Raw genomic sequence first — 14,313 nt, forward strand, 5'->3', positions numbered from 1 at the left:
CCGCGGCGTTGCCGGGTGTATGCCCGGAGCCCGCGCGGGCCATCGCGCACCACGCGCAGCGCTCGCTCAGGACGGGTCCAGCAGCACCACGCGCATCCCGGCGACGGCGTCCGGCTCCGCCGTGAGGTCGATCGCCGCGACCCGCCCCTCGTGCACGACGACCGTGAACACGAAGCGCGGGATGCCGCCCGGTGCACCGGCGAACCCGACGGAGCCGTCGATGAGCGCGGGCACCGCGAGCCGGGCCCGGCCCCGGAACGCTTCCGCGACCGCGGCCGCACCGCGGACCTCGCGGGCCAGCAGCGGCGCGCCCCGGTCGGCAGCCGCGGCGGCTGCCTCCACGGCGGCGTGGTCGGCCCGCAGCACCACGTCGGGTGCGAGCACGGCCAGCAGGCCCGACAGATCGCCCGTGCGCGAGGCCTGCAGGAACGCCTCGACCACCTGCCGGTCGGTGACGGCGGCCCGGCGGCCGGCGTCGGCCCGGGGTGCGGCGCCGGGAGGCGCCTGGACGCCCTTGCTCGACCTGGGTGCGGGCCCGGACCCGGGCGAGGCCGCTCCCACGCCCTCCCGACCCGTGGCACCCGACCGTGCGGCCGCGTCGGACTGCACCCGCCGCCGCCCCCGGCTCGCGAGCTGGCGCGACGCCGCGACCGATCGCCCCAGCACCGGCGCGATCTGCTCGTAGGGCACGGCGAACAGGTCGTGCAGCACGAACGCCAGACGCTCGGCGGGGTCGAGGCTCTCCAGCACCACCTGCATGGCCACACCGACGATGTCGGCCAGCTCGGCCTCGCGCACCGGGTCCGGGGCCTCGTCGTCGAGGATCTCGGGGGCGGTGTCGTCGGGCCGGCCCGACGGCAGCGGGTCCTCGCGCCGCGTCGAGCGGGACCTGAGCAGGTCCAGGCAGATCCGCCCGGTCACCGTCGTCAGCCAGCCCGCGAGGTTGTCGATGTCGTCCGCGCCCGTGCGGCTCAGGCGCAACCAGGTCTCCTGGAGCGCGTCGTCGGCGTCGTCGGGGTTGCCGAGCATCCGGTAGGCGATCGCGCGCAGGCGCGGCCGGTGCTGCTCGAAGGCGGAGGCGAGCTCGTCGGGGGTCATCTGTCACATCCTGGTTCTCGGGGTCGTCGAAGGGGTGACGGCGCGCAGGGCGCCGGTGTGACAGGCCGGACCTCCGGCCACGACGAGAGGACCGCGATGAGCACCGAGACGACCACGGGCACGACCACCGGCACCATCGACTTCGCCCCCGAGGCGTCCACCACCCCGCACCTGCGGACCGTGACACCCCGCATGACGAACCCGGCCATGATCGTGCCCGGTGCGGTGAAGGCGCTCTACGGCCTGGGCCAGTCGGTCCACGGCCAGGGGGTGCCTGCGAGCACGCTGGAGCTCGTGCACCTGCGGACCAGCCAGATCAACGGCTGCGGCTGGTGCATCGACTACGGCATGCGCGCCGCGCGCAAGGCCGGCGAGTCGGAGGACCGCCTCGCGGCGGTCAGCGCGTGGCGCGAGTCGCCGTTCCTGTCGGACGCCGAGTGCGCGGCGCTCGCTCTCGCGGAGGCCATGACCCGGATCGCCGACAGCTCCGACCCCGTGCCTGACGACGTCTGGGCCGCCGCGGCCGAGCACTACGACGAGCAGGCGCTCGCCGCGCTGGTGATGCACATCGCGGTGACCAACGTGTACAACCGCCTGAACGTGACGGTCCGCCAGGTCCCCGGGACCATGTGATCCGTCCGACGACGGCCCTGGTCGCCGGTGCGGTCGCCGCACCGCGACCAGGGGGTCAGGACAGGCCGGGACGAGGGGCTCGCCGGCTCCGGCGGATCCCGTCGACCGTGAGCAGCACCAGCGCCACCCACACGAGGAAGAACCCGGCCCACCGGGCGGGTGGCATGTGCTCGTGGAACACGAGCACCCCCACCAGGAACTGCAGCACGGGCGCGAGGTACTGGAGCATCCCGACCACGGACAGCGGCAGACGGCGCGCGGCGGCCCCGAACAGGAGCAGCGGCAGCGCGGTCACCACACCCGTGGACACGAGCAGCAGCGAGTGCCCGGGGCCATGCCCCGTGAAGGTGCCGCTGTCGCCCAGCCAGACCAGGTAGGCGAGGGCGAACGGGGTGGCGACCACCGTCTCGACGGCGAGCCCGGGCAGCGCCGCGACGGTGCGGCCCACCCGGTTCTTGACCAGGCCGTACAGGCCGAACGAGAACGCGAGGCACAGCGAGATCCACGGCAGCCCGCCGAGCCCGGTGGACAGCACCACGACCGACGCGACACCGAAGCCGATCGCCAGCCACTGCACGGGCCGCAGCCGCTCGCGCAGCACCAGCACGCCGAGCAGCACGGTCACGATGGGGTTGATGAAGTACCCGAGCGCGGCGTCGAGCACGCGGCCGCTGAGCACGGCGTACACGTACACGCCCCAGTTGACGACGATCAGGGCCGCCGCGACGGTGAACGTGCCCAGGACGCGGGGCGTGCGCAGCGCGGCCCAGAACTCGGCGAGCTGGCGCAGGGCGGTCAGCACGATCAGGCAGAAGAGGAGGCTCCACACGATGCGGTGGGCCACGATCTCGACGGCACCCGCGGGCTCCAGCAGCGGGAAGAAGAGCGGCATCCCGCCCCAGAACAGGTAGGCGCCGATTCCGAGGGGCAGCCCCCAGCGATCCTGGTGTTGTGTCACGGCGTCACCATAGGACTCGGGCGGTCCGGCAGGCCCCGGCCCGGCCTGTGGGGCTCGTCACCAGGCGGGGCGCGATTTCGATTTCTCGCAGACGCCGTCGGGGGGCTATGGTTGGCACCGTTCACGGCTGGTTGCCCGAGCGGCCAAAGGGATCTGACTGTAAATCAGACGGCTCAGCCTTCGGGGGTTCGAATCCCTCACCAGCCACGTGAGTCATGGACGGGAGTCCGGCGTCAGCCGGGCTCCCGTTCGTCGTTCCAGGCGGGTCGTGGTCGCCGGTGCCGGAGCCGTTCCACGTGCCGCCGCACCGGCCCGGACAGGCCGTCCGGACTGGCCGTGAACCCCTGCCGGGGGCTCGTCCGGGCGGCGCGGCGCACCTCACACCCGATTCGATTTCACGCCAGGCCGGAGGGCATGTAGAGTCTTCCTCGCGCCCCGATAGCTCAGTCGGCAGAGCATCTCCATGGTAAGGAGAAGGTCAAGGGTTCGATTCCCTTTCGGGGCTCTGTGATCGACGCGGGGTCGTCCTCCGGACGGCCTCGCGTTCAGTCACGCGCGGCGGGGTAGCTCAGCTGGTCAGAGCGCACGACTCATAATCGTGAGGTCGCGGGTTCGAGCCCCGCCCTCGCTACCAAGCAAGTACATCCGTCCGGCGTCCCATGCCGGGCGACGAGAAGACACATGGCGCCTCCCTCTCGAGGCGCGGAGGTGAGAGCCATGGCAAGCAAGAGCGCGGACGTCCGCCCGAAGATCACGCTGGCATGCGTGGACTGCAAGGAGCGGAACTACATCACGAAGAAGAACCGCCGCAACGACCCTGACCGCCTGGAGCTGGCGAAGTTCTGCCCGCGCTGCGGCAAGCACACGTCGCACCGCGAGACTCGCTGAGTCCCGTAGGCAGTCGTTCGACCGACGTGGCGAATCCTGACTTCGAGGGCCGGGTCTACCCGGCCGACGCCCCCTACTCCGTAGGCCGCGAGAAGATCCGCGAGTTCGCCGTTGCCGTCGGTGCCACGCACCCCGCGCACCACGACCTCGTGGCGGCGCGGGGTTCTGGCTATCCGGACCTGGTCGCCCCGCCCACGTTCGCGGTCGTGGTGGCGCAGCGTTCCGAGTCGCAGTACATCAGCGACCCGGCCGCCGACATCGACTTCTCGCGCGTGGTCCACGCGGACGAGCGCTTCACGCACCACCGCCCGATCGTCGCCGGCGACGAGCTCACGACGGTGCTGCACGTGGACCGCGTCGTCTCCCGCGGCGCTATCAGCATGGTGACCACGCGCTGCGAGATCTACGCGATGCCGCAGCACGTCGAGGTGCCGTCCCCCGAGGCGGACACCCCCGGTGAGCCCGTCGCCACCGTCGTCTCGACCCTCGCGATCCGGGGAGCGGACGCATGAGCCGCCCCGACCTCGCGACCCTCGCCGTCGGCGACGTGATCGGCACGCGCACGGTCACCTTCGACCGGGCGAACCTCGTCCGCTACGCCGGCGCCAGTGGTGACCTCAACCCGATCCACTGGAACGACCGGTTCGCCCAGGAGGCGGGCCTGCCCGGCGTCATCGCGCACGGCATGCTCACCATGGGCACCGTGGTGGGCCTGGTCGTCGACTGGGCGGGCGACCCGGGCGCCGTCGTCGACTACCAGACGCGGTTCACCAAGCCCGTCGAGGTGCCGAACCCGGGCGTCGCGTCGATCGACGTCACCGGCACGGTCGGTGCGGTCGACGCCGAGGCGGGCACGGTCCGCGTCGACCTCGCCGTCACGGTGGACGGTGCCAAGGTCCTGGGCCGCGCCCAGGCCGTCGTCCGCCTCTGACCCGGGGCGCTCCGGCGCCCATGTCACGGACTTTTAACCCGCTGCCCCTTCCCGTGCGGGGCCGGATCCGATGTGATTCTCTCGACCGAGCCTGTCCGACGAGAGGAACCTCGCGTGCCGTCACGACGACGTGTCACAGCCCTGGCCACGGTGGCCGGGGTACTCCTACCGCTCATCCCGCTCTCGGCAGCGGCCGCCCCACCGGGCGGGACGGCGTCGGACGTCGGGACGGTCGCCTGCGCCCCCGTGCTCGCCGCCGGTTCGCTCGACGAGTCGTTCGACGCCGCGGCGTCGGCCACCGGGGTGCCGGCCGACCTGCTCAAGGCCGTCGCCTACCTGGAGTCCCGCTGGGACCAGCACGCCGGCCAGGCCAGCACCGACGGCGGATACGGGGTGTTCAACCTGGCGGGCGACGCCGGCCCGGGCCACGCGCACGGCGACGGCCTGCCCCTGTCGGCCGTCAACGACAAGCCCGGCCCGGCCCGCACGGGCACGTCCGAGCTCGCCCGCGCGGCGGCGCTGACGGGTCTGGACCAGGCCACGCTCCGGTCGGACGCGCAGGCCAACGTGTGCGGTGGTGCGGCGCTGCTCGCCGCCTACCGGGCCCAGGCGGTCCGCGACGGCGCGGCAGAGACGGCCACGAAGACGGCCCCGGAGACGGCCACGTCGTCCGCAGACCTGGGTGCCTGGGAGGACGCCGTGTCCCGCATGAGCGACGTCGACGGTTTCACGGCGAACGTCTACCGCACGCTCCGCGACGGCGCGGGCACCACGACCCCGGAAGACGGCGCGGTGATCCTCACGGGCAACCCGGACGTCACCGTCCCGGGGAGCGCCCTGGCGAGCGACCCGCAGGCCGACTGCCCCGCGGACCTCGGGTGCGAGTGGCTCCCGGCGCCGTACGAGAAGGGGTCCCCGGACCTGCCGGACGACACCGGCGACTACGGCAACCACGACCAGGCCGACCGCACCGGGCAGGGTGGCCCGAGCCTCGACTACATCCTGATCCACGACACCGAGACGGCCTACCAGCCCAGCGTGAACCTGGTGCAGGACCCGACCTACCTGGCGTGGAACTACACGCTGCGCTCGTCCGACGGGCACGTGGCCGCACACCTGGACCCGGCCGACGTCGGCTGGCACGCGGGCAACTGGTTCCTCAACATGCACTCGATCGGTCTGGAGCACGAGGGCTGGGCCGGTACGGGCACGTGGTTCACGGAGGCGATGTACCAGTCGTCGGCGGCGCTGGTGCGCCACCTCGCGGCGGAGCACGACATCCCGCTGGACCGGGCGCACGTCATCGGCCACGACCAGGTGCCGGGCATCCTGCCCGGGTACACGAAGAACGTGCACTGGGACCCCGGCCCGTACTGGGACTGGGACCACTACTTCGAGCTGCTGGGCGCGCCGATCGGCGGTGACCTGGAGGCGACCACGGACGTCGAGCCGGGCGACGTCGTCGAGGTGCGCACGGGGTACGCCGACAACGTCAACGTGGTCACGGGCTGCGAGGAGGCGTCGCCGGGTTCCGGGGCCTGCGTCGAGGGTGCGGGCACCAACTTCCGGTACCTGTACCAGGCGCCGTCGGCCGACGCGCCCCTGGCCAAGGACCCGGGCTGGAAGCCGGACGGCGCGGACGGCACCACGTACGCGAGCGACGTGAGCGCGCGCGTGCAGTCCGGGCACAAGCTCGTCGTCGACCGGGTCGAGGGCGAGTGGCTGGGCGTGTGGTGGGCCGGGTCGCTGGCCTGGCTGCACAACCCGGCCGACCGCCCGGTGGTGGTGCCGGCGACGGCGAAGACGGTCACCGTGGCGGGTGACGCCCCGGCGCCGGTCTTCGGCCGGGCCTACCCGGAGGCGGCCGCGTACGCGGCGCACCCGGACGTGCCGGTGCAGCCCGTGACGCCCATCGAGTACACGGTGGGCATGGGCCAGACCTACGCCGTGGCCGACGACGACGTGCCCTCGGACTACTACCGCGCCACGACGTTCGACGGCTCGGGGCCGGGCGACCGCACGGTGGTCCGGGGCCAGGACGTGTACTACCAGCTCTGGCTCGCGCACCGGCACGTCTTCGTCAAGGCGGCCGACGTCGAGCTCCACGACCCGGTGGTCGCGGACGTGTCGGGCCCCTCGATTGAGGGCAAGGCCCGGGTAGGCCGGATCCTGACCGCCGACGCCGGCACCTACCTGCCGTACGACGTCGACGTGGCCTACCGCTGGCTCCGCGACGGCGAGCCGGTGGCCTGGGCGACCGGCCCTCGCTACCTGGTGACGGCCCGCGACCGGGGAGCGGACCTCACGGTCCGGGTCACGGTCTCCGCCCCGGGCCACACCCCGGCGTCCTACACGTCCGACCCGCTCCCGATCCCGCCCCGCTGACCCGCGTACGCCGTTGAGTGCGGGATATTCGCCCTTCCGGCACAGGGAAAAGGGCGAATATCCCGCACTCGACCGAGGGTCACCAGTTCGGGGTGAGGCCCGGGACCCTCCGGGGGAGGTCGACGTCCTTCGGGTGGTACACGTAGGTCAGGCCGTCGGTCGAGGTCTGCCAGACGCGCTCGAAGTTCTCCCGCGTGTACACGACCCGCACCGCGTCGTTCGTGGCGCCGTGCGGGTCGTTGAGGATCGGGTCGCCGTCGGCCGTGAACCCGCGCAGCACCACCAGGTGGCCGTCGGTCTCGTACCCGGCCTCCGGCATCTCCTCCGCCGTGAAGTTGATCGAGAGGACCAGCGGGATGCCGGCCGCGACGAACCGCTCGGCCTCGGCGAGGGAGCGCAGCCGGGTCACGAACGACGTCAGCCCGAACCTGTTCGCGTAGGCGGCGTTGAACGGCCAGTTGCCCGCGCCCTCGTAGGCGTAGTCCCAGGTGTTCATCGCGGCGTAGTCGACCTGCGGGTCGCCGTTCGGTGCCTCGATGCCCTCCAGCTCCTCGGGCGGCACCTCGCGCCCGTAGGAGTAGATGACCATCGTGGACGACGTCGGCGAGCACCACACCTGGCCGCCGCCCCCGAACTCGGGGTACTCGCCGCGGTGGATGTTCTGGCTGAACTGCGGCACGTCGAGCACGACCTCGCGGCCCAGTGTGAAGTCGCTGGTGCCGGTGTAGTGCGTGTCGGGCAGGTACTCGTTGGTCATGGTGGTCACGGCGTCCAGCCGCGGGGACACCCGGGCGCCCTCCGGCCGGTACAGGGTGACGCGCGTCTGGAACGCGTGCGGCTCGTGTCCCGACTTCGCGACGTACGTGTCGGTGAACAGGTACGCGTCGTCGTCGGCCTGGCCGTTCACGGAGGTGCGGTGGATGTCGCCCACGCCGCCGTCCGCGGGGGAGAAGTCGTCGCCCGAGGCCCAGCGCCCCATCACGAACCACTTCGTCCATGCCCCGTCGGCCTTGCGCCCGCGGAACTCGATCTCGACCCACGTCCCCGTCGGCGTCCTCGCGTTCCACGAGCTCACCGACTCGTCGACCGGGTACCCGGTCTCGACCACGGGCGACGTCCACCGGCCCGTCTCGTAGCGCACGGCGCCGCCGTCGCCGAACGGGTCGGTGTACTCGACCACCGCACCGCCCCGGCCCAGCACCAGCCCGCCGCGGGCGTCCGCACGCAGGTTGGTGGTCTCACCCGCGCGGAGCTCCCGCACCCCGTCCCACGCGGTGAGCGTGATCCGGTTGTCCGACGCCGCCACGTCCGGCGCCGAGCCCGCGGGCACGGCGCTCGCCGTGATCCCTGCCTGCATCACGAGTGCTCCTGTCGTCGCCAGCGCGAACGCCGTGGTCCGCAACCTTCTCCGTACCGACATGCCTGCCTCCAGGCTTCGGGGCCCACGTCCCGGTGAGCGAGCCGTCGACCTTCTCTATCAGAGCGGACGCGGGTGCAGAAGTGTTTTGGGCACGGCCGAAGAAGACCCGCACGGCGGCACGGTGCTAACGTCGTCCGCGATCCCACGGGTGCCCCGCGCAGGGGCTGAGATCGGGCTGGACGGCCCGGGACCGTTGAACCTGTCCGGTTAACACCGGCGTAGGAAGCAGGAGTCTGATGATGGAGCACACCCCTTCCCGCACGCTCGCGTACGAGCACGGCACCGATCCCGCGCACGACGCCGGCCTGCGGGTGCCGGTCACCGAGATCACGCTGGCGCCGTCCCCCGACGGCAGCCCGAACCCTCCGGTGCGGGTCTACCGCACGCAGGGTCCGGGCTCCGACCCGGTCCGCGGCCTCGGCCCGGCCCGCGAGCCGTGGGTCGTGGCCCGGGGCGACACCGAGGAGTACGACGGCCGCCGCCGGGCCCTGGCCGACGACGGGCGCGGCGCGGTGCGTCGCGGCGCCGCGACCCAGGAGTGGCAGGGCGAACGACGTCGCCCGCGCCGGGCGCTGCCCGGCCGGCGGGTGACCCAGATGCACTACGCGCGCCAGGGCGTGGTCACCCCCGAGATGCGGTTCGTCGCCCTGCGCGAGGGCTGCGACGTCGAGCTGGTCCGCAGCGAGGTCGCGGCCGGCCGGGCGATCATCCCGAACAACGTGAACCACCCCGAGTCCGAGCCGATGATCATCGGCAAGGCGTTCCTCGTGAAGGTCAACGCGAACATCGGCAACTCCGCCGTCCACAGCTCCATCGCGCAGGAGGTGGAAAAGCTCGAGTGGGCCACGAAGTGGGGCGCCGACACCGTGATGGACCTGTCCACCGGCGACGACATCCACACGACCCGCGAGTGGCTGCTGCGCAACTCGCCGGTCCCGATCGGCACCGTGCCGATCTACCAGGCGCTGGAGAAGGTGAACGGCGACGCGAGCGCGCTGACCTGGGAGATCTACCGCGACACGGTGATCGAGCAGTGCGAGCAGGGCGTCGACTACATGACGGTGCACGCCGGCGTGCTGCTGCGGTACGTGCCGCTCACGGCGGACCGCGTCACGGGGATCGTGAGCCGCGGCGGCTCGATCATGGCCGGCTGGTGCCTGGCGCACCACCAGGAGAACTTCCTCTACACGCACTTCGACGAGCTCTGCGAGATCTTCGCGGCCTACGACGTGGCGTTCTCCCTCGGCGACGGCCTGCGCCCCGGCTCGCTCGCCGACGCGAACGACGAGGCCCAGTTCGCCGAGCTGGACACGCTCGCCGAGCTCACGAAGCGGGCCTGGACCTACGACGTCCAGGTCATGGTCGAGGGCCCGGGCCACGTCCCGTTCCACCTGGTGCGCGAGAACGTGGAGCGGCAGCAGGAGCTGTGCGACGGCGCCCCGTTCTACACGCTGGGCCCTCTGGTCACGGACGTCGCGCCCGGCTACGACCACATCACGTCCGCCATCGGCGCCACCGAGATCGCCCGGTACGGCACGGCGATGCTCTGCTACGTGACGCCCAAGGAGCACCTCGGCCTGCCCGACCGTGACGACGTGCGCACGGGCGTGGTGACCTACAAGATCGCCGCGCACGCCGCCGACGTCGCCAAGGGACACCCCGGTGCGCGAGACCGGGACGACGCCCTGTCCAAGGCCCGGTTCGAGTTCCGCTGGCGCGACCAGTTCAACCTGTCGCTCGACCCCGAGCTGGCCGAGGCGTACCACGACGAGACGCTGCCGGCCGAGGCGGCGAAGACCGCGCACTTCTGCTCGATGTGCGGACCCAAGTTCTGCTCGATGCGCATCTCGCAGGACATCCGCGACGAGTTCGGCGGGGCGCCGGCCCAGGCCGCGCTCGCGGCCGCGGCGGAGGAGGGCATGGCGGCCAAGTCCGCGCAGTTCCGCGCCGCGGGCGGCGAGGTCTACCTCCCGTCCCCGCAGCTCCGCCCCTGACCCGTCCCCGTTGAGTGCGGGATGTTCGCCCTTTCTTGTGTGCCAGAAGGGCGAACATCCCGCACTCGACGGGGTGTGTCACGGGAGGTCGCTCAGGTCCGGGACCGGGCCCGTCGTGGTGCCCTCCACGAGGGTGACCGGGAGCAGCACCGACTCCGGCTCCTCCCCGGCGAGCAGCGCGACGACGGCCATGCCGAGCGCCCGGCCCTTCTCGACGAGCGGCTGGTGCACGCTGGTGAGCACGTCGGGGGACAGCCACGGCAGGTCGAGCCCGTCGAACCCGGCCACGGACACGTCCTCGGGGACCCGCAGGCCGAGCTCACGCGCCGCGATGACGGCCCCGGCGGCCAGCAGGTCGGAGTGCGCGACGATCGCCGTCGGCCGGTCCCGTGCAGGAGCCCACTCGGACAGGATCTCGGTGGCCGCGTCGCGCCCGTGCTCCACGAGCGACGCCGGCGTCTCCCACGACATGACCGGCTCGATGACGTCGCGCACGCCGGCCAGCCGGTTGCGGGTGGGGGTGCGTTCCGCGGCGGCCAGGCGGTCGGCGTCGACCAGGCCCGACCGCTCGTCCCGCCCGAACGGCAGCGTGATCTCCGCGATCCGTGTGTGCCCCAGCTCGACGAGGTGCCGCACGGCCTCGGCGGCACCGTGCCGGTCGTCGACGCCGACCACGGGCACGCCGGGTACGTCCTGCCCCTCGCCGATCACGACCGGCACGCCCCGGCGCTGCAGCGCCGCGAGGTTCGGGTCGTCCGGCAGCGTCCCCCAGACGAGCACGGCCACGTCCATCGCGGCGGCCTCGACCAGCGGGTCGACGGCGGCGGGCAGCCCCGCCTCGGCGGCGAGGCCCACGGACTGCGCGGTGGCGCCCTGCGGCATGCCGGGGATGAGCAGCACCCCGAGCCCCTGCTCGCCGATGGCGGAGACCAGGCCGTGCAGCACCTGGGTCGAGACCGGGTCGCGGAAGGACCGGCCGAGCTGGTCGCCGATCACCACGCCCACGATGCCGGACCGGCCCGACCTGAGCTGCCGCCCGAGCGGGTTGGGCCCGGAGTAGTCGAGCTCGCGCGCCGCGGCCAGCACCTTCTCCCGCGTCTCGGGAGTGATCGGGCCGGCGCCGGAGAAGGCGAGCGAGGCGGTGGAGACGGAGACGCCTGCCAGCTCGGCGACCCGGGCGAGGGTCGGTCGTACGGTCTGGCGGCTCATCGCGTGTCCTTCTCTCGCCTCGCGGAATCGGCTGGGCTGATCCCAGGTTGTGGCCTACGGTCGGGAGATTCAATCGCACCGAGGAGTTCCGTGCCTACTGCACACGCCGCCGCCCGTGCGGTCTTCGTGGTCTTCGCCGCCAGCGGGTTCGCGTTCGCGAGCTGGGCGTCCCGCCTGCCGGCCGTACGCGACGGTCTCTCCTTCTCCGAGCAGGACATGGGCCTGCTCCTGCTCACCGGCTCCATCGGCTCGGTCGCGGCGATCCCCCTGTCGGGGCTGGTCGCCGAGCGGATCGGTACCGCGCGGACGGTCCTCTCGTTCGCCGGGCTCCTGGTCGTCGGCCTGACCGTCGCGGGCGTCGGGGTGGCGCAGGGCGAGCACCTCGCGGTGCGGCTCGGCCTTGTCCTGTTCGGGGTGGGTGCCGGCGTGTGGGACGCGGCGATGAACCTCGAGGGTGCCGCCGTGGAGCAGCGGCTGGGGCGCGCGGTGATGCCGATCTTCCACGCCGGCTTCTCGTTCGGCACGGTGCTCGGTGCGGGCGTCGGGGCCCTCGTGGCGACGGCGGGCGTCCCGGTGCTCTGGCACCTGGTGGCGGCCGGTGTCGTGGCGTTCGCCTCGGTGGTGATCGGGACCCGCTGGTTCTCGCCGAGCGTGGTCGCGGCCGCGCTGCCCGACGGCACGGCGACCGCGGGGACGACCGGCGCGGACGGCGCCGACCCGGGGGAGGTGACCCCGCCGTCGTCCGGCGTGGCGGGGCTGATCGCCGCGTGGCGTGAGTCGCGCACCCTGGCCATCGGCCTCGTGGTGCTGGCCGCCGCGCTGACGGAAGGCGTGGCGAACGACTGGGTGGGTCTCGCGGTGGTGGACGGGTTCGGCACCTCCGACGGCATGGGCGCCGTGGGCCTCGCGGTCTTCCTCACGGCCATGACCACCGCACGGCTGGCCGGTACGCGGGCCATCGACCGGTTCGGCCGCGTGCCGGTGCTCGTGCTCTCCGCGCTCCTGGCGTTCGTCGGCGTCCTGACGTTCGCGCTGGTGCCGGTGCTGTGGCTGGCCCTGGTCGGCGTCGGCCTGTGGGGGCTGGGTGCCGCGATGGGCTTCCCGATGGGGATGAGCGCCGCGTCCGACGAGCCGCGCCGGGCCGCGATGCGCGTCGCGGCGGTCTCGACCATCGCCTACACAGCGTTCTTCGTGGGGCCGCCGCTGATCGGTTTCGTCGCCCACACGACGGGCTATCGCCTGGCGGTCCTCGTGCTGCTCGTCCCGATGGTGCTCGGCCTGGCCGTGGCCCGTTCGGTCCGTCCGCTGCCGTCCGCGGCCGGTGTGAAGAGGTAGTGCAGGGACGGGCACGGCCCCGGAGTGCCGGGCAGGCCCGCCAGTGCGAGCATTGAACACGTCTGCCGACACCGGAAGGTTCCAGATTTGGCAGACATCACCCACGCCATGTCGAAGATGTGCACAAATCCAACGCGTCAGGTAGATAGGCTTGCACGGTGAGCCCATACCCGGCAGACACCGTCCAGGCGCAAGCGGTGGCGCCCAGCCTCGCCGACCTCACCACGCTCCGCGTGGGCGGCCCGGCCGCCTCGTACGTCGAGGCCGAGGAGGAAGCAGCCCTGATCGAGGCGGTGAGCACCGCCGACGACGACGGCGTGCCGCTGCTCGTCGTGGGTGGCGGATCCAACCTGCTGGTGGCTGACGAGGGCTTCGACGGCGTGGTCGTGCGCGATGTCCGCGGCGGGATCACCGTCGAGTCCGCCGACACCTGTGGCGGCGCCGTGATCAGCGCCCCGGCCGGGCAGAACTGGGACGCGCTCGTGGAGCGTGCCGTCGACGAGGGCTGGGTCGGCGTGGAGTCCCTGTCGGGCATCCCGGGGACGGTCGGCGCCGCACCGGTGCAGAACATCGGCGCGTACGGCCAGGAGCTCTCCGGCGTGGTCTCCCTGGTGCGCACCTGGGACCGGGCGGAGCGGCGGGTCCGGACCTTCTCGGTCGGTGAGCTGGGCTTCGGGTACCGCACGTCGCTGCTCAAGCACTCCATGCACAGCGAGGGCCGCGAGAGCGACCCGCTCGCGCCCTGGTACCCCTCGCCGCGGTACGTGGTGCTCAGCGTCCAGCTCCAGTTCCGGCTCGGCACGCTGTCGGCACCCGTGGGTTACGGGGAGCTGGCCCGTCGCCTCGGCGTCGAGGTGGGGCAGCGCGCGCCGATGAAGGACGTCCGGGAGACCGTGCTGGGCCTGCGCGGTGGCAAGGGCATGCTGCTGGACCGGCCCGCCTTCGGTGCGGAGCCCGACCACGACCGGTGGAACTCCGGCTCGTTCTTCACCAACCCCGTGATCCCCGTGGAGCACCTGGCGCACCTGCCCGAGGACGCCCCCCGGTACCCCGTCCGCTCGTCGACGCCGGAGACGTCGACCGGTCCGAGCCTCGGCGCCGTCGACCCCACGCTCGTGAAGACCAGCGCGGCATGGCTCATCGAGCGCGCCGGCTTCGGCAAGGGTTTCGGCCTCGCGGGGGAGCAGAGCCCGGCCCGCCTGTCGACCAAGCACACGCTCGCCATGACCAACCGGGGCGGGGCGCGCGCCGAGGACGTCGTCGCGCTCGCGCGCGCGGTCCGCGACGGGGTCCGCGACCGGTTCGGCGTGACCCTCGTCCCGGAGACGGTCCTGGTGGGCGTCTCCCTCTAAGGAGATCCCGTCCGCGCCGGGGGGGGCCGGGGGCCCCCGGGGCCCGGCCCCCCCCCCCCCCCGGGCCCGCCCCCCCCCCGGGCCCCCCGGCCCCCCCCCCGGGGCCCCCC

The 14,313-nt window shown here is 73.0% G+C and carries 12 protein-coding genes, 3 tRNA genes and 1 riboswitch; of the genes, 11 read left to right on the forward strand and 4 right to left on the reverse strand.

Annotated elements, in window-relative coordinates:
* Positions 1–66: 66 nt before the first annotated feature.
* Positions 67–1,098, reverse strand: a complete 1,032-nt coding sequence (locus tag ACIBBF_RS25100) for a sigma-70 family RNA polymerase sigma factor (protein WP_397418906.1) — start codon at positions 1,096–1,098, stop codon at positions 67–69.
* Positions 1,099–1,194: 96 nt separating this feature from the next.
* Between ACIBBF_RS25100 and ACIBBF_RS25105 the strand changes: the two genes are divergently transcribed.
* Positions 1,195–1,731, forward strand: coding sequence for a carboxymuconolactone decarboxylase family protein (locus ACIBBF_RS25105; protein WP_397418908.1), 537 nt, complete (start codon positions 1,195–1,197; stop codon positions 1,729–1,731).
* A gap of 55 nt (positions 1,732–1,786) precedes the next feature.
* On the opposite strand, the gene rarD is transcribed toward ACIBBF_RS25105, so the two are convergent.
* A complete protein-coding gene (gene rarD, locus ACIBBF_RS25110; RefSeq protein ID WP_397418910.1) occupies positions 1,787–2,689 on the reverse strand; it encodes an EamA family transporter RarD in 903 nt (300 codons plus the stop codon).
* Between the two features lie 125 nt (positions 2,690–2,814).
* Here rarD and ACIBBF_RS25115 point away from each other — a divergent pair.
* From ACIBBF_RS25115 to ACIBBF_RS25145, 7 genes are all read left to right on the forward strand, one after another.
* A tRNA-Tyr gene (locus tag ACIBBF_RS25115) sits at positions 2,815–2,896 on the forward strand.
* A gap of 225 nt (positions 2,897–3,121) precedes the next feature.
* Positions 3,122–3,194: transfer RNA gene (locus tag ACIBBF_RS25120), tRNA-Thr, on the forward strand.
* Positions 3,195–3,246: 52 nt separating this feature from the next.
* Positions 3,247–3,323: transfer RNA gene (locus ACIBBF_RS25125), tRNA-Met, on the forward strand.
* 83 nt (positions 3,324–3,406) lie between these two features.
* Positions 3,407–3,577, forward strand: a complete 171-nt coding sequence (rpmG, locus tag ACIBBF_RS25130; protein ID WP_013837798.1) for a 50S ribosomal protein L33 — start codon at positions 3,407–3,409, stop codon at positions 3,575–3,577.
* A 26-nt stretch (positions 3,578–3,603) separates the two neighbouring features.
* Positions 3,604–4,089 (forward strand): MaoC family dehydratase N-terminal domain-containing protein, encoded by a 486-nt coding sequence (locus ACIBBF_RS25135; RefSeq protein ID WP_397418912.1) that lies wholly within the window; start codon positions 3,604–3,606, stop codon positions 4,087–4,089.
* Entirely contained in the window at positions 4,086–4,508 is a 423-nt protein-coding gene (locus tag ACIBBF_RS25140; protein WP_397418914.1) for a MaoC family dehydratase, read from the forward strand. The genes ACIBBF_RS25135 and ACIBBF_RS25140 overlap by 4 nt, the downstream gene beginning before the upstream one ends.
* Positions 4,509–4,622: 114 nt before the next feature.
* Positions 4,623–6,893 (forward strand): N-acetylmuramoyl-L-alanine amidase, encoded by a 2,271-nt coding sequence (locus tag ACIBBF_RS25145; protein ID WP_397418916.1) that lies wholly within the window; start codon positions 4,623–4,625, stop codon positions 6,891–6,893.
* A 79-nt stretch (positions 6,894–6,972) separates the two neighbouring features.
* On the opposite strand, the gene ACIBBF_RS25150 is transcribed toward ACIBBF_RS25145, so the two are convergent.
* Positions 6,973–8,313: a C39 family peptidase gene (locus ACIBBF_RS25150; RefSeq protein WP_397418918.1), complete on the reverse strand. Its 1,341-nt coding sequence runs from the start codon at positions 8,311–8,313 to the stop codon at positions 6,973–6,975.
* A 136-nt stretch (positions 8,314–8,449) separates the two neighbouring features.
* Positions 8,450–8,555: riboswitch (TPP riboswitch) on the forward strand.
* Between ACIBBF_RS25150 and thiC the strand changes: the two genes are divergently transcribed.
* Positions 8,553–10,307 (forward strand): phosphomethylpyrimidine synthase ThiC, encoded by a 1,755-nt coding sequence (gene thiC / locus ACIBBF_RS25155; RefSeq protein ID WP_397418920.1) that lies wholly within the window; start codon positions 8,553–8,555, stop codon positions 10,305–10,307. Its footprint overlaps the riboswitch before it by 3 nt.
* Before the next feature lie 78 nt (positions 10,308–10,385).
* Here the strand turns inward: thiC and ACIBBF_RS25160 are convergent, their stop codons facing one another.
* Positions 10,386–11,516 (reverse strand): LacI family DNA-binding transcriptional regulator, encoded by a 1,131-nt coding sequence (locus ACIBBF_RS25160; RefSeq protein WP_397418922.1) that lies wholly within the window; start codon positions 11,514–11,516, stop codon positions 10,386–10,388.
* Between the two features lie 90 nt (positions 11,517–11,606).
* On the opposite strand from ACIBBF_RS25160, the gene ACIBBF_RS25165 reads away from it, so the two are divergent.
* Complete coding sequence (locus tag ACIBBF_RS25165; RefSeq protein ID WP_397418924.1) at positions 11,607–12,851, forward strand: MFS transporter; 1,245 nt, start codon at positions 11,607–11,609, stop codon at positions 12,849–12,851.
* A 158-nt stretch (positions 12,852–13,009) separates the two neighbouring features.
* The gene (locus tag ACIBBF_RS25170; protein WP_397418926.1) at positions 13,010–14,203 is read left to right on the forward strand and encodes a UDP-N-acetylmuramate dehydrogenase; all 1,194 of its coding nucleotides are present in this window, start codon (positions 13,010–13,012) and stop codon (positions 14,201–14,203) included.
* Positions 14,204–14,313: the final 110 nt, after the last annotated feature.

This window comes from Promicromonospora sp. NPDC050880, from assembly GCF_044456525.1.
Taxonomy (GTDB): domain Bacteria; phylum Actinomycetota; class Actinomycetes; order Actinomycetales; family Cellulomonadaceae; genus Promicromonospora.

What these genes read in the sequence shown, in the direction of transcription:
- ACIBBF_RS25100 (WP_397418906.1), bottom strand. Translation starts at nt 1,098, where the DNA reads ATGACCCCCGACGAGCTCGCCTCCGCCTTCGAGCAGCACCGGCCGCGC.
- ACIBBF_RS25105 (WP_397418908.1), top strand. Translation starts at nt 1,195, where the DNA reads ATGAGCACCGAGACGACCACGGGCACGACCACCGGCACCATCGACTTC.
- rpmG (WP_013837798.1), top strand. Translation starts at nt 3,407, where the DNA reads ATGGCAAGCAAGAGCGCGGACGTCCGCCCGAAGATCACGCTGGCATGC.
- ACIBBF_RS25140 (WP_397418914.1), top strand. Translation starts at nt 4,086, where the DNA reads ATGAGCCGCCCCGACCTCGCGACCCTCGCCGTCGGCGACGTGATCGGC.
- ACIBBF_RS25150 (WP_397418918.1), bottom strand. Translation starts at nt 8,313, where the DNA reads ATGTCGGTACGGAGAAGGTTGCGGACCACGGCGTTCGCGCTGGCGACG.
- thiC (WP_397418920.1), top strand. Translation starts at nt 8,553, where the DNA reads ATGGAGCACACCCCTTCCCGCACGCTCGCGTACGAGCACGGCACCGAT.
- ACIBBF_RS25160 (WP_397418922.1), bottom strand. Translation starts at nt 11,516, where the DNA reads ATGAGCCGCCAGACCGTACGACCGACCCTCGCCCGGGTCGCCGAGCTG.